This window comes from Corynebacterium bovis DSM 20582 = CIP 54.80 (assembly GCF_030408615.1).
Lineage (GTDB): Bacteria > Actinomycetota > Actinomycetes > Mycobacteriales > Mycobacteriaceae > Corynebacterium > Corynebacterium bovis.
Map to the genome: position 1 here is coordinate 341,821 of NZ_CP047187.1, position 22,934 is coordinate 364,754.

Annotated in this window: 23 protein-coding genes and 1 tRNA gene; 16 read left to right on the plus strand and 8 right to left on the minus strand. The window is 75.8% G+C overall.

What is annotated here, in order from left to right; all coding sequences use genetic code 11:
* Positions 1–75 precede the first annotated feature (75 nt).
* Positions 76–936: an aldo/keto reductase gene (locus CBOVI_RS01180; RefSeq protein WP_125173761.1), complete on the plus strand. Its 861-nt coding sequence runs from the start codon at positions 76–78 to the stop codon at positions 934–936.
* Positions 937–1,037: 101 nt separating this feature from the next.
* Here the strand turns inward: CBOVI_RS01180 and CBOVI_RS01185 are convergent, their stop codons facing one another.
* The 4 genes from CBOVI_RS01185 to CBOVI_RS01200 all read right to left on the minus strand — a co-directional run bounded on the left by CBOVI_RS01185 (position 1,038) and on the right by CBOVI_RS01200 (position 5,932).
* Positions 1,038–1,922 (minus strand): SGNH/GDSL hydrolase family protein, encoded by an 885-nt coding sequence (locus CBOVI_RS01185; RefSeq protein ID WP_010273056.1) that lies wholly within the window; start codon positions 1,920–1,922, stop codon positions 1,038–1,040.
* A 488-nt stretch (positions 1,923–2,410) separates the two neighbouring features.
* Positions 2,411–2,484, minus strand: a tRNA-Pro gene (locus tag CBOVI_RS01190).
* Positions 2,485–2,620: 136 nt separating this feature from the next.
* A complete protein-coding gene (locus tag CBOVI_RS01195) occupies positions 2,621–3,502 on the minus strand; it encodes a metallophosphoesterase (RefSeq protein ID WP_221190533.1) in 882 nt (293 codons plus the stop codon).
* 222 nt (positions 3,503–3,724) lie between these two features.
* Complete coding sequence (locus CBOVI_RS01200) at positions 3,725–5,932, minus strand: transglycosylase domain-containing protein (protein WP_232625775.1); 2,208 nt, start codon at positions 5,930–5,932, stop codon at positions 3,725–3,727.
* 446 nt (positions 5,933–6,378) lie between these two features.
* Between CBOVI_RS01200 and CBOVI_RS01205 the strand changes: the two genes are divergently transcribed.
* The 4 genes from CBOVI_RS01205 (at position 6,379) to CBOVI_RS01220 (ending at position 8,752) form a co-directional block, all read left to right on the plus strand.
* The gene (locus tag CBOVI_RS01205) at positions 6,379–6,738 is read left to right on the plus strand and encodes a WhiB family transcriptional regulator (protein WP_125173745.1); all 360 of its coding nucleotides are present in this window, start codon (positions 6,379–6,381) and stop codon (positions 6,736–6,738) included.
* Between the two features lie 141 nt (positions 6,739–6,879).
* The gene (gene sp36, locus CBOVI_RS01210) at positions 6,880–7,032 is read left to right on the plus strand and encodes a Sp36 family protein (RefSeq protein ID WP_010268657.1); all 153 of its coding nucleotides are present in this window, start codon (positions 6,880–6,882) and stop codon (positions 7,030–7,032) included.
* Between the two features lie 10 nt (positions 7,033–7,042).
* Positions 7,043–7,633, plus strand: coding sequence for a RidA family protein (locus tag CBOVI_RS01215; RefSeq protein ID WP_010268654.1), 591 nt, complete (start codon positions 7,043–7,045; stop codon positions 7,631–7,633).
* A 273-nt stretch (positions 7,634–7,906) separates the two neighbouring features.
* Positions 7,907–8,752, plus strand: coding sequence for an MBL fold metallo-hydrolase (locus CBOVI_RS01220; RefSeq protein ID WP_029158058.1), 846 nt, complete (start codon positions 7,907–7,909; stop codon positions 8,750–8,752).
* A gap of 152 nt (positions 8,753–8,904) precedes the next feature.
* On the opposite strand, the gene glxR is transcribed toward CBOVI_RS01220, so the two are convergent.
* Complete coding sequence (gene glxR, locus CBOVI_RS01225) at positions 8,905–9,588, minus strand: CRP-like cAMP-activated global transcriptional regulator GlxR (protein ID WP_010273880.1); 684 nt, start codon at positions 9,586–9,588, stop codon at positions 8,905–8,907.
* 257 nt (positions 9,589–9,845) lie between these two features.
* Here glxR and nth point away from each other — a divergent pair, with 257 nt between their 5' ends.
* From nth to CBOVI_RS01245, 4 genes are all read left to right on the plus strand, one after another.
* A complete protein-coding gene (gene nth, locus CBOVI_RS01230; RefSeq protein ID WP_125186465.1) occupies positions 9,846–10,658 on the plus strand; it encodes an endonuclease III in 813 nt (270 codons plus the stop codon).
* The gene (locus tag CBOVI_RS01235; RefSeq protein WP_125187328.1) at positions 10,655–11,470 is read left to right on the plus strand and encodes a TlpA family protein disulfide reductase; all 816 of its coding nucleotides are present in this window, start codon (positions 10,655–10,657) and stop codon (positions 11,468–11,470) included. Before nth ends, CBOVI_RS01235 begins: the two co-directional genes overlap by 4 nt.
* A gap of 80 nt (positions 11,471–11,550) precedes the next feature.
* Entirely contained in the window at positions 11,551–12,369 is an 819-nt protein-coding gene (locus CBOVI_RS01240; protein ID WP_010266386.1) for an NUDIX hydrolase, read from the plus strand.
* 3 nt (positions 12,370–12,372) lie between these two features.
* Complete coding sequence (locus CBOVI_RS01245; protein WP_010266383.1) at positions 12,373–13,566, plus strand: MarP family serine protease; 1,194 nt, start codon at positions 12,373–12,375, stop codon at positions 13,564–13,566.
* A 100-nt stretch (positions 13,567–13,666) separates the two neighbouring features.
* Here the strand turns inward: CBOVI_RS01245 and CBOVI_RS01250 are convergent, their stop codons facing one another.
* Both CBOVI_RS01250 and CBOVI_RS01255 read right to left on the minus strand, forming a co-directional pair.
* Positions 13,667–14,650 (minus strand): alpha/beta fold hydrolase, encoded by a 984-nt coding sequence (locus CBOVI_RS01250; RefSeq protein WP_010266380.1) that lies wholly within the window; start codon positions 14,648–14,650, stop codon positions 13,667–13,669.
* Positions 14,651–14,677: 27 nt separating this feature from the next.
* The gene (locus CBOVI_RS01255) at positions 14,678–15,187 is read right to left on the minus strand and encodes a phage holin family protein (RefSeq protein ID WP_010266377.1); all 510 of its coding nucleotides are present in this window, start codon (positions 15,185–15,187) and stop codon (positions 14,678–14,680) included.
* Between the two features lie 142 nt (positions 15,188–15,329).
* Between CBOVI_RS01255 and CBOVI_RS01260 the strand changes: the two genes are divergently transcribed.
* Positions 15,330–16,262 (plus strand): Fic family protein, encoded by a 933-nt coding sequence (locus CBOVI_RS01260; protein WP_232625777.1) that lies wholly within the window; start codon positions 15,330–15,332, stop codon positions 16,260–16,262.
* A 73-nt stretch (positions 16,263–16,335) separates the two neighbouring features.
* On the opposite strand, the gene CBOVI_RS01265 is transcribed toward CBOVI_RS01260, so the two are convergent.
* Positions 16,336–17,271: an HAD family hydrolase gene (locus CBOVI_RS01265; RefSeq protein ID WP_010266371.1), complete on the minus strand. Its 936-nt coding sequence runs from the start codon at positions 17,269–17,271 to the stop codon at positions 16,336–16,338.
* A 249-nt stretch (positions 17,272–17,520) separates the two neighbouring features.
* Here CBOVI_RS01265 and CBOVI_RS01270 point away from each other — a divergent pair, with 249 nt between their 5' ends.
* The 6 genes from CBOVI_RS01270 (at position 17,521) to CBOVI_RS01295 (ending at position 22,924) form a co-directional block, all read left to right on the plus strand.
* Positions 17,521–18,774, plus strand: a complete 1,254-nt coding sequence (locus tag CBOVI_RS01270; protein ID WP_125196879.1) for a CpaE-like family protein — start codon at positions 17,521–17,523, stop codon at positions 18,772–18,774.
* Positions 18,771–20,123, plus strand: a complete 1,353-nt coding sequence (locus tag CBOVI_RS01275; RefSeq protein WP_232625779.1) for a TadA family conjugal transfer-associated ATPase — start codon at positions 18,771–18,773, stop codon at positions 20,121–20,123. Before CBOVI_RS01270 ends, CBOVI_RS01275 begins: the two co-directional genes overlap by 4 nt.
* Entirely contained in the window at positions 20,120–21,340 is a 1,221-nt protein-coding gene (locus CBOVI_RS01280; protein ID WP_232625788.1) for a type II secretion system F family protein, read from the plus strand. Before CBOVI_RS01275 ends, CBOVI_RS01280 begins: the two co-directional genes overlap by 4 nt.
* Positions 21,341–21,592: 252 nt before the next feature.
* Complete coding sequence (locus CBOVI_RS01285) at positions 21,593–22,015, plus strand: DUF4244 domain-containing protein (RefSeq protein WP_010272882.1); 423 nt, start codon at positions 21,593–21,595, stop codon at positions 22,013–22,015.
* Positions 21,990–22,427: a hypothetical protein gene (locus CBOVI_RS01290; RefSeq protein ID WP_125186191.1), complete on the plus strand. Its 438-nt coding sequence runs from the start codon at positions 21,990–21,992 to the stop codon at positions 22,425–22,427. The genes CBOVI_RS01285 and CBOVI_RS01290 overlap by 26 nt, the downstream gene beginning before the upstream one ends.
* Positions 22,424–22,924 carry an Rv3654c family TadE-like protein gene (locus CBOVI_RS01295; RefSeq protein WP_125186192.1) on the plus strand — a complete coding sequence of 167 codons (501 nt, stop codon included), beginning with the start codon at positions 22,424–22,426 and terminating at the stop codon, positions 22,922–22,924. Before CBOVI_RS01290 ends, CBOVI_RS01295 begins: the two co-directional genes overlap by 4 nt.
* Positions 22,925–22,934 lie beyond the last annotated feature (10 nt).

A 22,934-nucleotide genomic window follows, 5' to 3' on the forward strand; every position in this document is an offset into this window, starting at 1 on the left:
GAAGGCGGTTCCACCTGCGGGTCCGGTGGTACGGACGGTCGGCGGGGTGTGACACACCGGCGCTACGGTGGTGGCATGACCGACCGACGCACGATTCCCACGACCACATCCACAGCCGGTCCCGCGGCCGGGGGCCCGGACCTCCCCGTCCTCGGGTTCGGCACGTACCGGCTCCGGGGGGACGACGGCGCGCGTGCCGTCGCCGACGCCCTCGACCTCGGGTACACCCTGCTGGACTCCGCGTACAACTACGAGAACGAGGGGACCGTCGGGGAGGGGATCCGCCGGTCGGGGGTCGACCGCGACCGGGTCACCGTCACCAGCAAGCTCCCGGGGCGCTACCAGGAGCACGACGACGCCCTGGTCACGGTGCAGGAGAGCCTGTACCGGACCGGTCTCGACCACATCGACCTCTACCTCATCCACTGGCCGAACCCGTCCCGGGGGCACGCCGTCGAGGCGTTCGGGGCGCTGCTCGAGGCCCGGGAGCGGGGGCTGGTCCGGCACGTCGGGGTGTGCAACTTCCTCCCCGAGCACCTGGACGCCCTCGAGCAGGCCACGGGGGAGCTGCCCGTCGTCAACCAGATCGAGCTCCACCCCTTCTTCCCCCAGGTGGAGGCCCTGGAGTACCACCGCAGCCGCGGGATCGTCACGCAGGCGTGGAGTCCCCTCGGGCGCGGGGCGGTGCTCGACGCCGCGCCGGTGACGGCGGCGGCGGAGGCCCACGGGGCGACCCCGGGGCAGGTCGTGCTCGCGTGGCACCGGGCGGTGGGGTCGGTGGCGATCCCGAAGGCGTCGTCGCGCGAGCGGCAGCGGGAGAACCTCGGGTCGCTGGACGTCGAGCTCACGGCCGACGAGATCGCGGCCGTCACCGCCCTCGGGCGGCCCGACGGCCGGCTCAAGGGGCAGGACCCGGCGGTCTACGAGGAGTTCTGACGCGGGCGGCGGTCAGCGCCGGGCGGGGCGCGCGCCGGCCGGGGTCAGGGGGCCGGGGTGGCGCGTCGCGCCGGGCCCGGCCGGGGGGGGGGAGGCCGGGGTCAGGCCTCGCCGACGAACCGGCCGACGGCGTCGAGCCCGGCGTCGGTCATGTGGAGCGGCAGGTTGCGCGGGCCGCTCGTCGTGTCGATGAGCCCGGCCATCCACCGGTCGTTCGAGCACATGCCGTGGTCCCAGCTCAGCGGCTTGACGTCGATGAAGCGGGCGCCGGCGTCGCGGGCGCCGTCGATCTGGGCCCACTGGATCGCGTCCTCGAACTCGCCGGTGCGGAAGATCTTGTCCTGCACCGGGGCCCCCGGGATGACGTTGAGCAGGCAGACGTCCCGGTTGTCGTTGGTCATGCGCGGGTAGCCGGTGATCTTGATCTCGGCGTTCGGCGCGAGGCTGCGGACGTGGTTGACCGTGTCACGGATGGCGACGCGGAGGTTCTCGCGGATCTGCGGCACGGGCATCGGGTTGGGGGTGAAGGTCGCGTAGGGGTACGTGTCGTTCGCCCCGGCGAAGATGACGACCTCGCGGGTGTCGCCGGTCAGCGCGCCCTGTGCGGCGGCGCGGTCGGCCTGGTCGGTGACGTGCAGGCCGCCCGTGCGGAAGGAGGCGCCGGCGCACGTGTAGTTCTCGGCGGGCAGTCCGCTGCCTGCGCCGACGGCGTTGGCGAAGCGCTGGTCGGAGCCGCAGCCGACGCCGTCGAGCCGGCCACCGGGCAGCGGGGTGATCTTGCCGCTGAGGTAGTCGACGAGGTTGGGGTTCGCGGCGAGCGAGTCGCCGAGGACGACGACGTTGCCCGGGGCCGCGGACGCCGACGGGGCGACGGCCGCTGCGGCGGCGGCACCGGCGAGCGTGCCGAGGGCCAGGAGTGAGCCGAGGGCCCGGCGGGCCGTCGGGGCCGCGCGGTGACGGCCGGAGGTGCGGTGATGGCGAGACATGGGATCTCCTCAGGTGTGGGTAGGCAGGCCCGTCCGGGCCGGTGGCGCTGTCCGCTGCCGGGCTGCCCCGCATGGGTCGACCAGTAGTGTGACCATGTATTGCACAGGAAAGCAAATGCTGTGGGGGGTCCGGGACCGGCGCCGTGCCCGACCGGCGGCCGGTGGACGCCGTCGGGGACGGGGCGTGCGCGGCCGTGCCGCCGCGCGACAGCCGCCATGTTACACATGTGGTGCCTGTTAACTAGTGGTGTGGATGTGACGGGTGGGGTTTGGGAGGGGAGGGGAGGAGGGGAACGACGCCGCCCTCCGCCACCCCGACGGCTGACGCGGGGTCCGCCCGGCCGCCTCCCGCGCGGCGCTGCCGCCGGCCGTGCAGCCGCTGCCCCCGCCCCGCGGACCGGCCGCCTCCCGCGCGGCGCTGCCGCCCCACCCACCGGACATGCGAAAGGCCCCCACCTGCCGAGCAGGTGGGGGCCTTTCTGTGGCTGTCGGGGTAGCGGGATTTGAACCCACGACCTCTTCGTCCCGAACGAAGCGCGCTGCCAAGCTGCGCCATACCCCGGTCTGGAGCGACACGCATTCGGCGGATGATGACTCACCCGTCCGGCGGCGTCGTCGCAACGTCGACAACTATAGACGCTGGCTCAAACGATGTGCAAAACGCCACGTCAGCCCGCTGATCGCCGGCTGTGCGACCGTCACCGCGCCGGCCGCTCCACCACGTGCAGCAGCGTCGCCGACGGGCGGCAGAACGTCCGCACCGGGACGAACTTCGAGTTCCCCAGCCCCGTGCTCACGTGCAGCCACATCCGCTCCGTCCACCGGGACAGCCCGGACGCCCGCGACCGGTCGATCCCGCAGTTCGTCACGATCGCCCGCTGGCCCGGCAGACACAGCTGCCCGCCGTGCGTGTGACCGGACAGGACCAGCTGGTAGCCGTCCGCGGCGAACCGGTCGAGGATCCGCGGCTCGGGGGCGTGGGACAGGCCGAGCGCCAGGTCCGCGTCCTCGTTGGGGTGGCCGGCGACCGTCGCGTAGTCGTCGAGATCGTGGTGGGGGTCGTCGACCCCCGCGACGGCGAGCCGCACCCCACCGGCGACGAACTCCACCCGGCGGTGCGTCGCGTCCTCCCAGCCGTGCTCGATGAACGCCGCGCGCATCCCCCGCCACGGCAGCTCCACGGACCCCGGCGGGTTCTTCCGCCCCCACAGGTAGCCGAACGGGTTGGGGAGGCGGGGCGCCCAGTAGTCGTTGCTGCCGAAGACGAAGACCCCCGGCCGGGCGAGCAGCGGCCCCAGGGCGGCGAGCACGCCGGGCACGCCCCCGACGTCGCTGAGGTTGTCGCCGGTGTTCACGACGAGGTCCGGCTCCAGCCGGTCGAGGTCCGAGACCCACTGCTGCTTGCGCCGCTGCCAGGGGATCATGTGCAGGTCCGAGAGGTGGAGGACCCGGAACGACGCCCGGTCGCGGAGGGTCCCGGGGGGAAGGACCGGCACGGTGACCTCGTGGAGGGTGAACCGGGAGGTCTCGGCGACGGCGGCGGCGACGGTGGCCGCCCCCGCGACCGCGCCGGCCCCCAGCACCGTCGCGGCGGTCCGGAGGACGCGGCGGGACGGGTGTCCCCCCGCCGTGTCACGCGCGCCGCGGAGTCGACGGAAGCGGCTGGTCGCCGCGCTGGCGTTGAATGTCACGGAGCGTTTCACGCAGGCCAGTCTAGCGGGGAGGGGTGACGGTCCCCGGCGTGCCCGTCCGGCCCGCCGCGGGGCGCAGCCACGGTGAGCCCGCCGCGGGGCCGCCCGCGGTCACGGTGCCGCGTGGACCCCCGGCGTGCCCGTCCGGGCGAGACCGCCCGCCTCCGGGGAGCGCTGGCGGAGGAACCGGGGGTCGACGGGTGGCAGGCCCGGGGAGCCGAAGCGGTCGATCACCGGCAGGGACGCGCCGAACCACGTGGCCGCCGGCTCGTTGCCGCCGTAGAGGCCGCCCTTCGCGCACTGCCGCAGCGGCGACGTGCACAGCGGGGACGGCGTGCCGCCGTCGTTGTAGGCGTAGACCGCGCCCGCCCAGCCGGGGGTGAAGCCGAGGAAGGCGGCGGAGTAGCTGGTCTCCGTCGTGCCGGTCTTCGCGGACATGGGGGCGGTCCAGCCGGCGGCGCGGGCGGCGGCGGCCGCCGTCCCGTGCGCCGTGTCCCCGCCGAGCCCGTCGGCGAGGGCCCGGGCGATGCCGGGGTCGAGGACCTGCTCGCAGTCGTTCTTGCCGACGGGGACGTCCCGGCCGTCACGGTCCGTCACGCTGATGACCGGCGTGGGCTCGCACCACCGGCCGTCGTCGGAGAGCGTCGCGGCGACGTTGGACAGTTCGAGCGGGTTCACCGGCGTCGGCCCGAGGACGAAGGACCCGGAGTTCTCCGCGGTCACCCGGTCCGCGATCGACCCGCCGGCCGGGTCCGACCCCGGCTCCGCGTAGGACCGCAGCCCGAGCTTCACGGCGAGGTCGACCGCGCGCGGCACGCCGATCTTCTGGAGCATCGTGATGAACGGCGTGTTCGAACTCTGCGCGAGGGCCTCCCGCAGCGGCATCCGCGCCGGGTAGGCCGTCGACGCGTTCTCCACGCAGTACGTCGCCGGCGGGCAGCCCTCCGCGCCGCCGCTGCCGAGGCCGGTGACCTCCACGCGGCGGGGCACGTCGACCATCGTGTCGAGCCCCATGCCGTCCTCCAGCGCGGCGGCGGCGACGAACACCTTGAACACGGACCCCGCGCCGTGGCCCTGGAGCGAGTGCGTGACGGGGAGCACCGTCTGGTGCCGGTCGGTGTCCAGGCCGTACTCCCGGGAGGAGGCCATGGCGACGACGTCGTGCGTCGTCTCCCCGGGGTGGATGAACGTCGTGGCCTCGGCGACGCCCGTGGCCTGCGGGTCGGCGTTGCGGCGGGTCGCCCGGACGGCCGCCTCCTGGGCGGCGGGGTCGAGCGTCGTCCGCACGGTGTACCCGCCGCGCCGGAGGGTGTCGGGGGACAGGCCGTGGTCGTTGAGCCAGGACAGGGTGTAGTCGCAGAAGAAGCCGGCGTCGTCGGCCCCGATGCAGCCCGAGGGGGCGCCGCCGGGGGTCTCCCGGACGCCGAGCGGGGCCTGTTTCGCCGCGGCGACGTCGGCCGGGGCGGCGACGCCGGTGTCCGCCATCGCGTCGAGGACGACGTTGCGCCGGGCGAGGCTCGCCTCGGGGTACGTGAACGGGTCGAGCGCGCTCGTCGACTGGACCATGCCCGCGAGCGTCGCGGCCTGCGGCAGCGAGAGGTCCGCCGCGGAGACCCCGAAGTACGTCCGCGCGGCGTCCTCGACGCCGAAGGAGCCGTGGCCGAAGGAGACGAGGTTGAGGTAGCGGGTGAGGATCTCGTCCTTCGACAGCTGCCGGTCGAGGTCGGCGGCCATCTTCATCTCCCGCAGCTTGCGGGCGGCGGACTGTTCGGTCGCCGCGGCCCGTTCGGAGTCCGTGTCGGCGTCGATGAGGAGGAGGTAGTTCTTCACGTACTGCTGGTCGAGCGTCGAGGCCCCCTGTTCGACGCCGCCGCTGGAGAGGTTCGCCGCGACGGCCCGGAGCGTGCCGCGGACGTCGACCCCGGCGTGGTCGTAGAACCGCCGGTCCTCCACGGCGACGATGGCGTCCTTCATCGCCCGGGAGATGCGGTCGCCGGGGACCGGTTCGCGGCGCTGGTCGTAGAGCCGGGCGATGGGTTTCCCGTCGCGGTCGGTGACGGTCGTGGTCTGCGGGACGGACGCGGCCGAGGCCATGTCCCGCACGTTGGAGTTCATCATCTCCGAGCCGGAGTTCACGGCCCAGCCCACGGCGGCCGCGGCGGGGAGGACGGCGACGGCGGCGAGGATCCCGGCCCCGACGACGGCGGTGAGCAACGTCATCCAGGCCGGGAGGTGCCGCCGCGGTGCCGCCGTCGCCCCGGAGGTGCCGGGTGCGGTCGACGGCCCGGTCGCGCCGTCGGCGGGTGTCGCGGTGTTCACCGGCTCAGGGTAACCCACGCGGTGGACGGTGCGGGGGTGACGACGGGGCCCGCCCGGGGGAGGGGAGGGAAGGGGGTGACGACGCCGTGCGCGCGTGCCCCCGACGGCGGGCCGCTCCGCCCCGCCCGCGCGGGCCCGCACCACCCCGACCGTGAATGACCAGCGTTGTTGCGTCGTGAAAACTACTCTCCGTATAACCGAATGCTGTGACGGGTCCGCGGCGCGCGGGACCACCCCCTCCCCGGGAGGGGAAACGCCCAGCGTGCGGGCGGTGCCGTGGGTGGTACCCCCGCAGTGTGACGTGTTCGACACCCCGGAAAACGTGTGAATAGACTTACATCCGGTTACCGGTTCACTGTTCCAGCGGTGGACCACCGCGACGACCCGGCGTCGACCCCACGGAGGACGGCGTCGACCGTGACGGACCGAGAGGACACGAGGGCACCATGACCGCATCACTTGCACGCACCGACGGATCCGGCGTCATCCGGCGCAAGGTCGACCAGGTGACGGACCGGGGGTCCTTCGCGAACCGGGGGGAATGGGTCACCCAGGCCCACTGCCGGACCGTCGACCCGGACGAGCTCTTCGTCCGGGGGGCGGCGCAGCGCAAGGCCGTCGCCATCTGCCGGCACTGCCCGGTCGTCCTCCAGTGCCGGGCCGACGCGCTCGACAACCGCGTGGAGTTCGGCGTGTGGGGCGGGATGACCGAGCGCCAGCGGCGCGCCCTCCTCCGCCGCCACCCCGAGATCACGAGCTGGGCGGACTTCTTCGCCGGGCAGCTCGAGGCGCACCGCGGGGAGTGACCCCCGGCGGCGGCGCCGCGCGTGACCGGCGGCCGGGCCACCGCCGCCCGTGACCGGCGCCGGGGGCGACGCCGCGCCGCCCGCGCGGGGCCGATGTGACGGGGACGACACCGCGGCCCGCCGCACCCCTATACTGTGCCCATGACTTCCTGGGAATACGTCACCGTTCCGCTGCTCACCCACGCGACGAAGCAGATCCTCGACACCTGGGGGGAGGACGGCTGGGAGCTCGTCTCCGTCCTGCCCGGCCCGACCGGTGAACAGCACGTCGCCTACCTCAAGCGCGAGAAGTAGGGACCCCGCCGTGTCCACCGGTTCCCCGGCCCCGCAGCCGTCGCAGTCCCCGTCCCCGCAGCTCCCGAGCGCCCGCCTCGCCGAGCTGGGCCTCACCCTCCCGCCCGTCGCGGCGCCCGTCGCGGCCTACGTCCCCGCCGTCCGCGTGGGGGACCTCGTCCACACCTCCGGCCAGCTGCCGTTCGTCGACGGGGCCCTGCCCGCCGTCGGGCACGTCGGTGACACCGCCGGTGACGGTGCCGGATCCGCCGGTGACGGTGCCGCCGCCGGTGCGGCCGACGTCACCGCCCGCACCGCCACCGTGTCCCCGGAGCAGGCCCGTGACCTCGCCCGGACCGCCGCGCTCAACGCCCTCGCGGCCGTCGACGCGCTCGTCGGTCTCGACGCCGTCGTGCAGGTCGTGAAGATCGTCGGCTTCGTCGCGTCCGCGCCCGGCTTCGGCGGGCAGCCCGGCGTCGTCGACGGTGCGTCGACGCTCATCGGCGAGGTCTTCGGCGACGCCGGCCGGCACGCCCGCAGCGCCGTCGGGGTGGCGGAACTGCCGCTGAACAGCCCCGTCGAGATCGAGGTCACCGTCCGGGTCGCCGACGCCCCCGCCTGACCCGGTCCGCGCCACCGCACCACGGCAGCACCGCACCCGCGGCACCGCACCGCCGCGCCCGCGCGCGCACGGTGCAGGCCCGACGGCCGCACGCCAGCACGCCCGCAGGCCCGACGGCCGCACGCCCGCAGGCCCGACGCCCCGACCTCCCGGCCGGGGGCTGTCGCCGGGGGGTGGGGCGGCCGGCGGGGGGTCACGGGTGGGGGCCACCGGCGGGGCGGGGACGTGCCGGTCGGCTCCCGTCACGGGGGCGCACGTCGTAGAGTAGGCGGCATGGAGCATCCCGCCTACAGCCAATTGCGTCCTGTCACCCCGTCAGTCGGGGTGGTGCTGTGCCCCAACCCGAGCTACGCGGCTCTCGAGGGCACGAACTCCTGGATCATCCGTGCACCGGGGGACACGGCCTCCGTCGTCGTCGACCCCGGCCCCGAGGACGAGGGGCACCTCAACGTCCTCCGGGCGGCGGCGACCGAGGGCGGGGCGCACATCGCCCTCATCCTCCTCACCCACCGCCACACCGACCACGCCGACGGGGCGGAGCGCTTCCGCCAGCTCTCCGGCGCGCCCGTCCGGGCCGTCGACCTGCGCAACTGCCTCGGCGGCGAGGTGCTCGAGGACGGTGAGCGGATCACCGTCGAGGGGCTGACCCCCACCATCGAGGTCGTCCGCACCCCGGGGCACACCGGGGACAGCACCAGCTTCTTCATCCACACCCGGGGCGGGGAGGACGACGCCGACGTCGAGGGGATCATGACCGGTGACACGATCGCCGGCCGGCACACGACGATGATCTCCGAGACCGACGGCGACCTCGGGGAGTACCTCCGCTCCCTCGCGACGCTGCGCGACCGCGGCCGGGGCGTGCCGCTGCTGCCCGGCCACGGGCCGGACCAGCCGGACACCTCCGAGCTCGCCCAGAAGTACATCGACCGGCGTGAGCTGCGCCTCTCCCAGGTGCGGGACGCCGTCGCCGAGCTCGGCCCGGAGGCGTCCGTCGGCGAGATCGTCGACCGGATCTACACCGACGTCGACCCCGTCCTCCGGGACGCGGCGAAGCAGTCCACCCGCGTGACCCTCCGGTACCTGGAGAACACGGGGAACGCGGCGACGACCGCGTAGGGCCGCGCCCCGTCCCCGGGTGCCGGGGCGTGGGTGGCGCGGTGGCGGCGTCGTCCCCCCCTGGAACCCCCGGCCGCGGCCGTGCCGGCCTTCACCTCCCCCGCGGTGGCGGCGTCGTCCCCCTCCCCCGGGGCGGCGCAGGTCGGCCCGGGTCAGCGGGCGCGCTTGGCGAGGCGCTCGGTGTCCGAGATGAGCACCGACTTGCCCTCGAGGCGGATCCACCCGCGGTGGGCGAACTCCGCGAGCGCCTTGTTCACCGTCTCCCGCGACGCGCCGACGAGCTGCGCGATCTCCTCCTGGGTGAGGTCGTGGTGCACGCGCAGCGCCCCGCCCTCCTGCGTGCCGAAACGGTTGGCCAGCTGCAGCAGGGCCTTCGCCACGCGGCCCGGGACGTCGGTGAAGATGAGGTCCGCGAGCGAGTTGTTCGTCCGGCGGAGGCGCCGGGCGAGCACGCGGAGCAGTTGCTCGGAGATCTCCGGGTGGTCCGTGATCCAGTTGTGGAGCGTCGTCGAGTCCATCGTCGCCGCCGTGACGTCCGTGACACACACGGCGGAGCTCGTCCGCGGACCCGGGTCGAAGATGGACAGCTCGCCGAACATGTCGGACGGGCCCATGACCGTGAGCAGGTTCTCCCGGCCGTCGATCGCGTGCCGGGCGAGCTTCACCTTGCCGGTGATGATGATGTACAGGCGGTCGCCCGGTTCACCCTCGTCGAAGATGGTCGTCCCACGGGGGAACTCCACGGTGTCGAGCTGACCGATCAGCGCCTGGACCGCGGCGGGGTCCACGCCCTGAAGGATGCCGGCTCGAGACAGGATCTCGGGTACTTCTTCCATGTTCCTTCGCTCTTCCGGTCGTCGACGGCGCGCCGGTCATGGGGGCGGTTGCCGCAGCTGGCGGCCCCGCGGGTGGCGTGACTGTCGGTGTACGTCTGCCGGTGGGCAGGTCGATTACGTGGTCAAGGTTACATCCCCGGTCGCCGGGGGCTGGACGGTCGGGGGCACTCGCCGGGTCCGGGTTCGTCACGACGCCCGCCGCCGTGCCCGGACCGGGGGCAGGGGAGGGGGCCGGTGCGGGGACTATGGTGGTCCCCATGTCCACGACGACGAGCACCGTTTCCCGCCGTCCCGGAGCCGGCTCCGGCCCGCCCGGCGGACGGTCGCAGTCCCGGCTCGCGCGGGTGCGCCGGGCCCGGGCGATCAACCGCGACCTCGCGCGCGCCTACCCGGACGCGACGTGCGAACTGACGTTCAGCACGCCCCTCGAACTGCTCGTCGCGACCGTCCTGTCCGCCCAGTGCACCGACGCCCGGGTCAACGCCGTCACGCCGGCGCTCTTCGCCCGGTACCCGGACGCGGCGGCGTACGCCGGGGCCGACCGGGCGGAGCTCGAGGACCTCATCCGGCCGACCGGCTTCTTCCGCGCGAAGGCGGACCACCTCATCGGCATCGGGGCGGCGGTGCTCGACCGGTTCGGCGGGGAGGTGCCGTCGACACTGGACGAGCTCGTCTCCCTCCCCGGGGTCGGCCGCAAGACCGCGAACGTCGTGCTCGGTGACGCCTTCGGCGTGCCCGGCATCACCGTCGACACCCACCTCGGCCGGCTCGCCCGGCGGTGGGGGCTCACCGGGGAGACGGACCCCGTCGCCGTCGAGCGCGACCTGTGCGACCTCATCGAACAGCCGGAGTGGACGCACTTCAGCCACCGGGCGATCCTCCACGGCCGCAGGGTGTGCCACTCCCGGCGGGCGGCGTGCGGGGTGTGCCTCCTCGCGTCGCGCTGCCCGTCCGCCGGGGAGGCCGGCCCGGCCGACCCGCGGGAGGCGGAGCGGCTGCTGCGCGGCGACGACGAGGAACGCGGGCGGCTGCTCGCCCTCGCCGGGGTCGGGGTCGGGGGTGCGGAATGAGCGGTCGTGACGGCGGGCGCGGGCCGGCCGACGACGGGGTGACCGACGCCGACGGCGCGTCCCCGGTCACCGACGCCGGGGCGTCGCGCGCGGACCGGCTCCGCCTGCCGCTCCTCGTTGCGGTCGTCGTCGTGGGGCTGCTCATCGCCGCGGTGCCCGTCGTCGTCTCCCTCACCGCCGACCCCTCCGCGCCCCCGGCCCCCGCCCTCACGACGACCCCCGGCGACCCCGCGGCCGCCGGTGTCGCCGGGCCCGGCGCCGGGGGGCCCGACGGTGCCCCCGCGGACCCGGAGGGGACGACGTACCGCGTCCCCGCCGCACGCCGCGCTGCGTGCCCCGTCCCCGCCGGCGGGACGTCCGGGACCGGCACGGGCGGCGGGGCGGCCCCGGACGCCGTCCTCGCCGGCGTGCGGCTGCCGTGCCTCACGACCGGCGGCGGGGAGGACGTCGACCTCGCCGACGCGCTCGCGGGCAAGCCGACCGTGCTCAACGTGTGGGCGTGGTGGTGCGCCCCCTGCCGGGAGGAACTGCCCGTCATCCGGGAGGCGGCGCAGCGGCACCCGGAGTGGAACGTCGTCGGCGTCCACCTCGACGGCCGCGGGCAGGCGGGCCTCGACATGCTCGACGACCTCGGCGTGACGGTGCCGTCGTACCAGGACTCCCGCAGCGCCGTCGCCGCCGCGGCGGAACTGCCCGCCGTCGTGCCCGTGACGCTCGTGCTCCGGCCGGACGGGACGCGGGCGGCCCTGCACGCCGGGCCGTTCGCGGACCTCGCCGACCTCGAGGCCGCGGTCACGGGGGCGCTCGGCTGAACCCCCGCCCGGTCGGCGGGGGCGCAGCCGGCCGGGACCGCCGCACGGGAGGGCCCGCCGGTGCAATAATCGGAGGGATCATGACCTACACCTTCGACGACTGGTACCGGGCGCGGTCGCGGCAGCCCGACCCCGTGCCCGACGTGCCCCCGTGGCTCGCGGGTGTCACGGGGCGGGCGCGCAGCTCCACCCTCGACCGGCTGCTCCCCGGCCCCGGCCGCGCCGTCCCGGAGACCGACGACGACGGCGTCCCCCCGCGCTACTCGGCCGTCCTCGTCCTCCTCGGCGGGGACCCCGACGCGACGGAGACGCCCGGGGACGCGAGCCTGCTGCTCACCCACCGCACGCCGACGATGCGCACGCACTCCGGCCAGGTCGCCTTCCCCGGCGGCCGGCGCGAACCGGGCGACGCCGGGCCCGTCGCGACGGCCCTGCGCGAGGCCGTCGAGGAGACGGGGCTCGACCCGGCGGGCGTCGACCCCCTCGCCGTGTGCCGGGAGATCTACATCCCCGGCAGCAACTCCGCGGTCGTCCCCGTGCTCGCCTACTGGCGGCGCCCCGTCCCCGTCCGGCCCGCGACGACCGAGACCGACTGGGTGGCCCCCGTCCCGCTCGCCACCCTGGCCGACCCCGCGCGGCGGTCGCGCGTCGGGCTCGCCGGGTGGTCGGGGCCGGCGTTCGACCTCGGTCCCTACCTGCTCTGGGGGTTCACCGGCGGGGTCGTCTCCGCGGTGCTCGACCTCGGCGGGTGGGCCCGGCCGTGGGACGACGGCACGGTCCGCGACCTCGTCACCGCGCTCGGCGAGTCCGGCAACGGGGAACCTCTTGGTACCCTCGACCGGCGACGTCACGGCGCTGACGCCGCCCCCGCACCCGACACAGAGACCCCTGAGGACTGATCCATGACCGGTTCCACGATGGTGGATGTCGCCCTGGCCGTCGTCGCCCTGCTCGCGATGGTCTCCGGGTGGCGGCAGGGCGGGTTCTCCGCCGTGCTGTCCTTCCTCGGCGTCCTCGGCGGCGGGTACCTCGGGGTGCGCCTCGTGCCCACGGTCATGGACCGCCTGTCGTCGGAGCAGGGGCAGTTCATCGGGGCGGTCGTGACGGTCACGCTCGGCGTCATCCTCGGGTACGCCCTCGGCACCGTCATCGGCGGGATGCTCCGCGACCGGATCCGCACGCGGACGGCGCTGCGCACGGACTCCGCCGTGGGGGCGGTCGTCCAGGTCCTCACGACCGTCATCGTCATCTGGCTCATCGCCGTGCCGCTCGTCGGGCGGGGCAATGGCCCGGTCATCCGGGCGGTCCAGGGGTCCCGGATCCTCGGGACGGTGACGAAGGTCGCGCCGGACTCCCTCGCGCAGCTGCCGTCGCGCTTCACCACCCTCTTCAGCGACAGCGGGTTCCCCGCGGTCACCAACCCGTTCGACCAGGTGCCGGTCCGCACCGTCGACGCCCCCGACGCCGCGCTCGCCGGGGCCCCGTCGGTCGCGCGGGACCGGGACTCGGTCGTCCGGGTCGTCGGGCAGGCCCAGCAGTGCCGCCGGCTGCTACAGGGCAGCGGGTTCGTCGTCGACCGGAACACCGTCATGACGAACGCGCACGTCGTCGCCGGGACGGACACCGTGAAGATCAACACCGTCGACGGCCCCGTGGACACGACCGTCGTCTACTACAACCCGGTCGACGACATCGCCCTGCTCCGGGCCTCCGACCTGCACCTCGAGCCCCTGTCCTGGGCCTCCGACGGCGCCGACAGCGGCGACGACGCGATCGTCATGGGCTACCCGATGGGCGGGCCGTTCACCGCCACCCCGGCGCGCGTGCGGGACCGGTACACGATCAGCGGCCCGGACATCTACGCGTCGACGCGGGTCGAACGGGAGGCCTACACGGTGCGCGGGCACGTGGTCCAGGGCAACTCCGGCGGGCCGCTCGTCGACGCGCAGGGCCGGGTGCTGGGGCTCGTCTTCGGCGCGGGGGTCAACGACCCGGACACCGGGTACGCGCTGACGAAGGACGAGATCATGTCGACCGTCGGGGACGTCTCCCGGTACCGGGACCCCGTGGACACCCAGGGGTGCGTGCTGAACTGAGCCGGGGCCGGGCGCGGCCGGGGCCGGGGCCGCAGGCAGGGGGAGGGGGACGACGACGCGCGCCGGGAGCGGGCCGGCACCGGTGGTGCGGCCGGGCCGGTCAGTCCGCGAGCGTGTCCGGGGCGTCGACGCCCAACCACTCGCGGAGCACGGCGGCGACCGTCGGGGCGTCCTCGATGTGGGGGAAGTGGCCGACCCCGTAGAGCAGCTTCACGCGCGACCCGGGGCCGCCGCGGGCCGCCCCGGCCTCCGCGATGCGCGCGTCGTACGCCGGGTCCATGCTGCCGTCGAGGCAGAGGACCGGGGCGAGCGTCCGGGCGGGGAAGGTGCGGTCGAAGACGGACCCCTCGCGGCGCAGGTGGCTGCGCACCGTCCACCGGCGGTACTCGCACGACAGGTGCGCGACCTTGTCCACGAGCATCGCGGTGCGGCGGAGATCCTCGTGGACGCGGCAGAGCGGCGTCGTCCTGAACCCCGGGGCGACCTGGCGGCGGAAGGAGACCGCGACCGCCTTGGCGTCGTCCGCGGTGAGGGTCCGCTCCGGCAGCCGCGGGAGCTGGGCGTAGAGGGAGTCCCGCAACCGCGACCACTGGGAGAACGGGCGGGTGAGCATCGTCCGGGCGAGGACGAGCGGGTGCGCCGACGCGACCGTGACCAGGGAGGACACCCGGCGCGGTTCGTGGGCGGCCATCGTCCAGCCGACGAGTCCGCCCTCGCCGTGGCCGACGACGGTCGCCTCCGCGTGCCCGAGCGCGCGGATCGTGCCGCACATGTCCGACGCGGCCGTCGTGAGGTCGTAGCCCCGCGGCGTCTTGTCCGACCGGCCGTAGCCGCGCATGTCCACGGCGGCGAGGCGGAACGGGGCGTCACCGAGGGCCGGGATGAGCTCCCGCCAGTCGAAGCACCCGCCGCCGAAGCCGTGGATGAACAGGACGAGCGGGGCGTTCCGCGGCCCGCGCACGGCGACGTGCAACCGGATGCCGCGGGTGTGGACGAAGACGCTCTCCGCCCCCGGGACGGGCACGTCCGGGAGGTGCGGCTCCGACGCCGGGGGCGTGACGGAGGGGAGGTCGGGGGTGTCCACGGGCGGCTCCGGTCGCGGCGACCGTGACTAGGTGTACAGGCCCGAGGTGGGGTGCGCGGAGGCGGAGCCGTCCTTCGACGGGACGACCTCCGGCAGACGCGACAGCGAGTCGATCGTCTTCTCCGGCTTCTTCACGCCCTTGAGCTGCGAGATGCCGATCACCGCGAGGACCGCGACGAGCACGATCATGACGAGGAAGACGATGAGGAACGCCAGCCAGCGGGGCATCCACGTGTCGAGGACCTCGGCGATGGTGAAGAAGAGGAAGAAGGAGCTGTAGGCGAGGATCACACCCGCCGCCCCGAACAGGCCGACGGCGATGCCGGCCTTCTTCGCCGCGCCCGCGACCTCGGTCTTCGCGAGCTCGATCTCCGAGCGGATGAGGGTGGACACCTGAGCGGAGGCGTCCTTGACCAGCCGGCCGATGCTGCCCTGGCCCTTGCCGTGGGTGTCGACATCCGACAGCGGGATGGCGTTCACCTGGGGGTTGAAGCTGTCACGGTCGGTGAAGAGACCGTCGTGGTCCTTGTCGCTCACTGCGTTTCTCCTGGATCAGGTTGTCCGTGGTCATGGTCAGTCGGTCATGATCGGTCACGGTCGGACGCGTTCTGCATGCACTATAACCATAGTGCCAGACCCGCACGCCCGGTGCGGTGCCGGTCGGCCTATCCTGGCCGTCATGGTTGAGAACTCCCCCGGTCCCGTGTCCGGCCCCGACCCCGCCTCCGGTGCGGCCCCGGGTCCCGCCTCCGGTGCGGCGGGCGGGGCGTCGCCCTCCCCCGGGACGACGCCGTCCTCCGCCGGAGCCCCCGCGACGCCGGACCCCCTGGCGCCCCTCGCCGGGCTGCCGGGCGTGCAGGAGGCCGTCGACGAGGCCCAGGACTTCCTCTCCCGGGTGCACCGCCACCCGGCGAACCTCCGCGGGCACGACGTCACCGGGTCCGAGGGGGTGCTCCGCGGCGCGCGGGCGTCCGCGCAGCTCGACGGCGGGACCGTCGTCATCCCCGAGTCCGGGCAGGTGGACGACCCCGTGCTCGCCGGGTCGCTGCGCGCGGCCGAGCTGCTCGCCCCGGACGGGATCACCGAGACGGAGACGACGTGGCGACGGGCCCCGCTGCAGGTCATGGCCCGGATCAACGCCGTGGCGAGCCCGACGATGTCCGACAGCCGGTTCCGCCGGATCGCGGCGGAGAGCGGCCGGACGGTCACCCGGTCCGGGCCCGACGAGTTCCCCGTCCCCGGCCGCCCGCGGCAGTCGACGGACCAGCGGCTCCAGCTCCTCGCCGGCCTGGTGACCGGGGGGACGCGGGTGAGTTCGGTGATCCTCTCCGCGGTCGTGCACGGGGAGCTGCTCACGCTCGCCCCGTTCCCCGACGCGAACGGGGTCACCGCGCGGGCGTGCTCGCGGCTGGCGACGATCTCCGGGGGGCTGGACCCGCGCGGGCTCGGCGTGCCGGAGGTGTGGTGGAACCGGCACCGGGACGAGTACGCGGAGAAGGCGGAGGGGTTCGCCTCCGGGACGGTCGAGGGGGTCGGGGAGTGGATCATCTTCCACGCCCGGGGGCTCAGCGAGGGCACCCTCGAGGCGAAGTCCATCGCCGACGCGAAGTGAGGGGGCACGGGGGCCGGCCGGAGTGAGGCGCGGCGCGGGGGGCGGCCGGCGCGAAGTGAGGCGCGGCGCGGGGTCAGTGCCCCGCGGTGTCCGACCCCGGGTCCTGTTCACGGCCCCGGAACCACAGGGCCAGCCCGGTCGCGACGACACCGAGCACGGCCAGTGACGCGGACGCCCCGGCGATGACACTCTGCCGGTCGGTCAGGGAGAACAGCGGCTCCGGGCGGCTGAACTCCTCGACGGGCCAGCCGCGCGCCGTCGCCTCCTTCCGCAGCGGCCGGTCGGGGTTGACCGCGTGGGGGTGGCCGACGGCCTCGAGGAGGGGGAGGTCCGTCGCCGAGTCCGTGTACGCCCACGACGCGTCGAGGTCGTACCCGTGCCGGTCGGCGAGGGCGCGGAGGCCGTCGACCTTCGCCCGACCCCGGCAGAAGAACAGGACCTCGCCCGTGAAGAGGCCGTCGTCGTCGACCTCGAGTTCGGTCGCGAGGAGGTGGTCGACCCCGAGCTCGTCGGCGACGGGGACGACGAGGTCACGGGCGGACGCGGTGATGATCGCGACCGCGTGGCCCTGTTCCCGGTGCCACCGGATGAGGTCGCGGGCCTCGGAGTAGATGTACGGGACGATGACGTCGTGCATGGCCTCGCGGGCGACCTCGCGGAGCGTCGCGGCGTCGCGGCCGCGGATCATCGCCGTGAGGGTGTCCCGGGTGGCGTCCATGTCCCCGTCCGAGTGGGTCGTGAGCATGTAGTTGCCGAGCATGACCATCATGCGGACGACCTCGCCGGTGGTGATGAGACCGCGGTCGGCCAGGGGGCGGCGGTAGGCCATCGACGCCGAGGTGTCGATGACGGTCTTGTCCAGGTCGAACACCGCGAGCACGCGGGGGGCGGGATCGGCCGTGGTGGCGGGTTCGGGCGCGGGATCGGCCGTGGTGGCGGGCTCGGCCCGGTCGGCGGGGCCGGCCGTGGGGGAGGGCGGGACAGGGCCCGCCGGGGTGGTCTCGGTCACCGGTCCACCATAGGACGCCGCCCGGACACCTGGCCAGGGGAGCTGTGGACGGGACTCCCCGTCATCCACAGGCCGCCGGCGGGGTGCCTCGCGGTGTCCACAGGCCGCCGGCGGCGGGGTGTGACGGGTGCCGGGAGGTGGCAGGGTGGGTCGTGACACGCGGGCCGCCCCGGGGGAGGGACGGCCCGGACCGTGGGACGACGGACGGCCCACGGCGACGACGGACACAGGGGAAGGTGCAGCGTGACGATGCCGGGGAGGGGCACGGGGCCGGTGGCGGCCGGGGGCCGGCGCGGACCGGACGGGGGCCGCGACGCCGCCCGCGACGCGGGGCGCGGGGGCGGGCACACCGGCCGGTGGCGACGGTTCCGGAGGGGTACGCCCGGGGACGACGGGGACGTGCCCGTGATCTGCGCCGTCGGCTCACCGGACCTCGCCGAGGAGGTCGCGCTCGTCGCCGCGGCCGCCGGTCGCCGGTGCATCACCGTCGACACGACCGCCCCGCCCGGGGAGCCGGACCGGTGGGACGCGGACGTGCCCCGGCACGTGGTCCTCGTCGCCGACGCCACCGGCGGGCCGGTGCTCGCCGGGCTGCGGCGCGCCGGGCGGACCGCGCGGGTCCTCCGGGTGGGGTCCCGGCGCCCCGGGGAGGGGGCCGTGTTCGAACTGCCCGGGGACGCGGCGGAGCTCGCCGCCGCGGTGGGGCGGCGGGAGCCGGTGCGCGTGGGGGTCACCGGGGCGGTCGGCGGGGCGGGGACCTCCGTGTTCGCCGCCGCGCTCGCCACCGTCCTCGCGGAGGGGACGGAGGACCCGCCGGTGCTCGTCGACGGGGATCCCCGGCCGCCGGGCCTGGACGTCGTGCTGGGGGTCGAGGACGCGCCCGGGTGGCGGCTCCCCGAGCTCGTCGGGGCCGGTGACGGGGTGGGGCCGGTCGTCCTCGACGGGGAGACGGTGGAGCAGTTGCCGCTGTTCGGTGGGGTGCGGGTGCTCGCGGACCCGGGCGGGGCCGGCGCCCCGGGGCGGGGTCCGGTCGTCGACGCCGCGACGCTGCGGGGTGCCGTCGTCACCGACCACGGCGGTGGTTGCGGCGGCAGCGGTGGGTGCGGTTGCGGCGGCGGGAGTGCGTGCGGCCGCGGCCGCGACGGCGGGGACGACGGGGACGCCTCCGGCGCAGGCCGCGGTTGTACGTGCGGCGGCGACCGCGACGGCGGGGACCGCACGACCGTGCTCGTCGTCCCCGCCACGGTCGCCGCCGTGTACGCGGCCCGGCACCGGCTCGGGGCGATGCCGGCGGACACGCTCGTCGTCCTCCGGGAGGTGCCGGGTGCGACGCTGTCGTCACCGGACGCGGCCCTCCTGCTCGGCAGGCACCCCGAGGTGTGGTGGGGGTTCGACGCCCTCCTCCCCGCGGTGCTCGACGACGGCGTGTGGGAGCCGGCCGCCTCCTCGGCCGGACAGGCGGCCCGGGAGCTCGTGGACCACGTCGCGGGGTGGGGCCGGTGAGCGCCGGGGGCGTGGCCGTGGACGCGGCCGGGGGCGCGGTCGGGGGCGCGGCGGACGGGGCCGTGGTCGTGGATGCGGCGGGCGGCGCGGCCGGCCCGGACCGGGAGACCGTCCGGCGGGTCCGGCATGAACTCGCGCGGCACGGCGTCGTCACCCCCACCACCGCCGACATCGCGCGGGCGGTGGAGTCCCTCGACGACCGTGGGGGTGAGCCGGCGGGCGCGGCGACACTCGACCTCGTGCGCGGACTGCGCCGGGAGTTCTCCGGCCTCGGTGACCTCGCCGTGCTGCTGGAGGACCCGGCGGTGACCGACGTCGCCGTCAACGGCGCCGGACCCGTGTGGGTCGACCGCGGGCACGGGATGGTCCGCACCACCCTCACCGTGCCCGGCCCGGAGCAGGCCCGGGAGCTCGCGGTGCGGCTCACCGCCGCGTGCGGGGTACGGCTCGACGACGCGCTGCCCTGGGCCGACGGCGTGCTCCGCACCCTGCCACCCGGGGTCCACGCCGCCGCGGTGCGGGTCCACGCCGTGCTCTCGCCGCCGGCGGACGGCGGGGCGTGCGTGAGCCTGCGGGTGCTCGCACCGGCCGGCCGCACACTCGCCGACCTCGGCGCGGCGGGCATGTTCCCGCCCGAGGTCGGGGACGCGCTCGACGCCGCGGTGACGGCCGGGCGGTCCATCCTCGTCAGCGGCGGCACCGGGGCGGGTAAGACGACGCTGCTCACGGCGCTGCTCGCCCGGGTGCCCGGCCACGAACGCCTCATCCAGGTCGAGGACACCCGCGAACTCCACCCGGACCACCCGCACGTCGTCAGCCTCACGACGCGCACGGGGACCGCCGACGGGGCCGGCGAGGTCACCGTCCGCGATCTCGTGCGGCAGTGCCTGCGGATGCGGCCGGACCGGATCATCGTCGGCGAGATCCGCGGGGCGGAGATCGCCGACCTGCTGCTCGCCCTCAACACCGGCCACCGGGGAAGCGGGGCGACGGTCCACGCCAACAGCGTCGCGGCGGTGCCCGCGCGGCTCGGGGCCCTCGGGGCGCTGGCCGGCATGCCCCCGGCGGCCCTGGCGGCGCACGGCATCGACCTCGTCGTCCACGTCGAGCGGGGTCGGCACGGGCGGCGGGTCACGCACCTGGGGACCGTGCACGACCGGGACGGGCTCGTCGTCGACGCCGTGTGGGACGGGCGGCCCGGGCCCGGGTGGGGGCCGTGGCTCGAGCGGGTGCGCGACGACGCGGCCGGGCGCGGCGGCGGGGGCGGCGACGGCACTAACGGCGGGAGCAGCGACGGGACCAGCGGCGACGGGGGGAGCCGGGGCGACGCGGGGCGGTGGCGGCCGTGACGGGGGTCGTGGGGGGAGCCATGCTGGTGTGCGTCGTCGCCCTCGTCGGGCTCACCGTCCACCGGGTGGTCGCCACCGGCCGGAGGATCGCGCACACCGCCCGGGACATCGCCGCGCTCGCGGAGTTCACCGGGGCCGTCGGGCGGGAACTCGCCGCCGGGGCGCGGGCGGTCGACGCCGCCGACCTGGCGCTCGGCACCGGTCGGGCCCGGCGACGGCGTGAGGTCCTCGACCGGCTGCAGGTGCTCGTCCGCGAGGTCGCCCTCGGCGCCCGGCCGGCGGACCTCGCCGGGGGTGGGGAGGGGTGCGACGACGTCCGGACCGTCATGCGGCTGTGGGCGGTCTCCGAGCGGCACGGCGTCGCCCTCGGACGGCTCATGGACCGCTTCGGCGACGACCTCGCGTCCCGCCTCGTCCGGGCAGGTCACATGCGCTCGGCCCTGGCGGGCGCGCGGATGACGGAGGTCATCCTCCTGGCGCTGCCGTGCGGGGCCGTCGGCCTCGGGCAGGCCACCGGGGCCGGGTCCGCGGTGTTCCTCGTCGGTGGGGTCGGCGGGAACGCCGTGCTCCTCGCCGGGACGGTGCTCGCCTGCGTGGGCGTGCTCTGGGCGGACGCACTGACCGTCGGCGCACTCGGCGGGGTCGGCCGGCGCGCCGGGCCGGGGGATGCGCGGGCCGCCGTCGTCCTGGACGTCGTCGCGGAGGGGACCGCCGCCGGGTTGACGACCGCCGCCGCATGGGCCGCGGGGGCGTCGATCTACGGCGACGGCGGGAGCGACGGCGGCGACGGCCGGAGCGGCGGCGACGGCCGGGCCCGCGGTCGGGGGCTCGCCCTGCGTCCCGGCCGGGTTTTCGGACGAGGTCTCGGTCGGGAGCATGGTCGGCGCGGTCAGCGGGTCGGCGACGGTGAGACGCTGCGGCTGGTCGCCGGGCTGCTCGCCCTCGGTGCCCCGGGGGACGCGTGGGACCTGCTCGACGGGCACCCGGCGTTCGGCCCGGGGGCGAGGCAGATGGTGCGGCAGTCGACATCCGGTGCACGTGTCGTCGAGGTCCTGCGGGCCGAGGCGGCGCGGATCCGCCGGGAGACGGAGGACGCCTCGCGGGCGGCCGGGGAGCGGGTGCTCGTCGCCGTCGCCGCCCCGCTGACACTGTGCTTCCTCCCGGCGTTCGTGCTGGTCGGGCTCGTTCCGCTGGTCGCCGGCCTCGCCGGGAGGTGACGTCGTGCGGTCGGGCGGTGAGCCGGAGGAGGGGCCGGGGAAGCCGGGGTGGACAGGTCAGGGAGGGGGCAGGACAGGGAGGGGGCAGGACAGGGAGGGCGACGGAACAGGAAGGGGGACAGGACACAAGACCGACGGGACGAGGACAGACACAGACGACCGACAGGCCGGACGCCGACAGGCGGTGACACGCGACGGCGGGTACCGGCCAGCCACCGACAGAAGGACCGACAGAAGGAAGGTGCGTCAACCATGACGACGACGATGACGACCCGGACACCGGGAACCCCCCACCCCGAGCGGGCGGGGACACACGACGGGACCACCGCGCCGGACACCCCGGCGGAGACCGGGGCGGAGACCACGGCCGTGACCGCAGTCGAGACCGACGCCGACCGGCCCGAGGCCGGGGCACACGACGACGCCCCGGGCGGGGAGGAGCGTCCCACCGACCCCGACGCTCCCGACAGCGCAGCGACCCCGGTGGGGCGCCTGCGCCGCGCGGTGACGACCGTGGCCCGCGACGACGGGGGGATGTCGACCATCGAGTACGCCCTCGGCATGGTCGCGGCGGCGGCCCTGGGGACGCTGCTGTACACGGTCGTGACCTCGGACGCCGTGGAGACGGCGCTGACGGAGATCATCCAGAATGCGCTGGACACGAGGCCGAAGTGACGCCGGCTACGTCACGGTCGAGGCGGCGCTGGTCCTCTCGGCGGTGACGGGTGTCGCCGCGTTGCTCATCGCCGGGATCGTCACGGGCGTGGCCTGGATCGGCGCGGCGGGGACCGCCCGTGACGCCGCCCGGGCCGCGGCCCTCGCCGGGGACCCCGGTGGGGCGGAACGGGCCGCCACCGCGATCGCCGGCCAGCGCAGCCCCGGGGCGACCGTCACCGTCACGACGGAACCAGCCGGGGTGGCCGGCGTCCCCGGGGAGGGCGCGACCGGTGGCCCCGGCGGCGGGTCCGGGACGGGAGGCCTGCAGGTGCTCCGCGTCACGGTCCAGCGCCGGGTCGCGCTGTGGTCGGTCACCGGGGAGGCGGCGGTCGTCGTCGAACCCGGTGACGGGGACGGGCAGGGACCGTGACCGGGCGTGCCGCCGGGACCCGGCGGGGCCGGCCCGGGGCGGGCGACGACGGGACGGCGACGGTGTACGGGGCGATGGTCATGCTCGGCCTGGTCGCCCTGACCGCGGTCGCGCTCGTGGTCGTGCGCCCGGTCCGGGACGGGGTGACGGCGCAGGCCGCCGCGGACCTTGCGGCGGTGAGCGCGGCGACGGTGCTCGCCGACGGCACCGGGGCGGACCCGTGCGGGGTCGCGCGGGTCGTCGCCGGGGCTGACGGGGCGGCGGTCGTCGAGTGCGGGACTGTCGACGGTGGCGGGTACGCGTACGCCGGCACCGGGGTCCGGGTGCGGGTCAGGGCCGGTGACCGGACCGCGGAGGCCGTCGCCGGGGAGGTCGGGGAGTCTGAGGCGGTGGTCGGGGACGACGCGGCGGTGGCCGGAGAGCCGGATGCGGTGGTCGGGGACGATGCGGGGATGGTCGGGGAGTCCGACGCGGTGGCCGGTGGTCCGGCGCCGTGACCTGTGGTCC

Excerpts from the sequence above, each read along its gene's own strand:
- CBOVI_RS01180 (WP_125173761.1), top strand. The coding sequence starts at position 76 with ATGACCGACCGACGCACGATTCCCACGACCACATCCACAGCCGGTCCC.
- CBOVI_RS01185 (WP_010273056.1), bottom strand. The coding sequence starts at position 1,922 with ATGTCTCGCCATCACCGCACCTCCGGCCGTCACCGCGCGGCCCCGACG.
- CBOVI_RS01205 (WP_125173745.1), top strand. The coding sequence starts at position 6,379 with ATGACCGCATCACTTGCACGCACCGACGGATCCGGCGTCATCCGGCGC.
- sp36 (WP_010268657.1), top strand. The coding sequence starts at position 6,880 with ATGACTTCCTGGGAATACGTCACCGTTCCGCTGCTCACCCACGCGACG.
- CBOVI_RS01220 (WP_029158058.1), top strand. The coding sequence starts at position 7,907 with ATGGAGCATCCCGCCTACAGCCAATTGCGTCCTGTCACCCCGTCAGTC.
- glxR (WP_010273880.1), bottom strand. The coding sequence starts at position 9,588 with ATGGAAGAAGTACCCGAGATCCTGTCTCGAGCCGGCATCCTTCAGGGC.
- nth (WP_125186465.1), top strand. The coding sequence starts at position 9,846 with ATGTCCACGACGACGAGCACCGTTTCCCGCCGTCCCGGAGCCGGCTCC.
- CBOVI_RS01235 (WP_125187328.1), top strand. The coding sequence starts at position 10,655 with ATGAGCGGTCGTGACGGCGGGCGCGGGCCGGCCGACGACGGGGTGACC.
- CBOVI_RS01240 (WP_010266386.1), top strand. The coding sequence starts at position 11,551 with ATGACCTACACCTTCGACGACTGGTACCGGGCGCGGTCGCGGCAGCCC.
- CBOVI_RS01245 (WP_010266383.1), top strand. The coding sequence starts at position 12,373 with ATGACCGGTTCCACGATGGTGGATGTCGCCCTGGCCGTCGTCGCCCTG.
- CBOVI_RS01260 (WP_232625777.1), top strand. The coding sequence starts at position 15,330 with ATGGTTGAGAACTCCCCCGGTCCCGTGTCCGGCCCCGACCCCGCCTCC.
- CBOVI_RS01270 (WP_125196879.1), top strand. The coding sequence starts at position 17,521 with ATGCCGGGGAGGGGCACGGGGCCGGTGGCGGCCGGGGGCCGGCGCGGA.
- CBOVI_RS01285 (WP_010272882.1), top strand. The coding sequence starts at position 21,593 with ATGACGACGACGATGACGACCCGGACACCGGGAACCCCCCACCCCGAG.
- CBOVI_RS01290 (WP_125186191.1), top strand. The coding sequence starts at position 21,990 with ATGCGCTGGACACGAGGCCGAAGTGACGCCGGCTACGTCACGGTCGAG.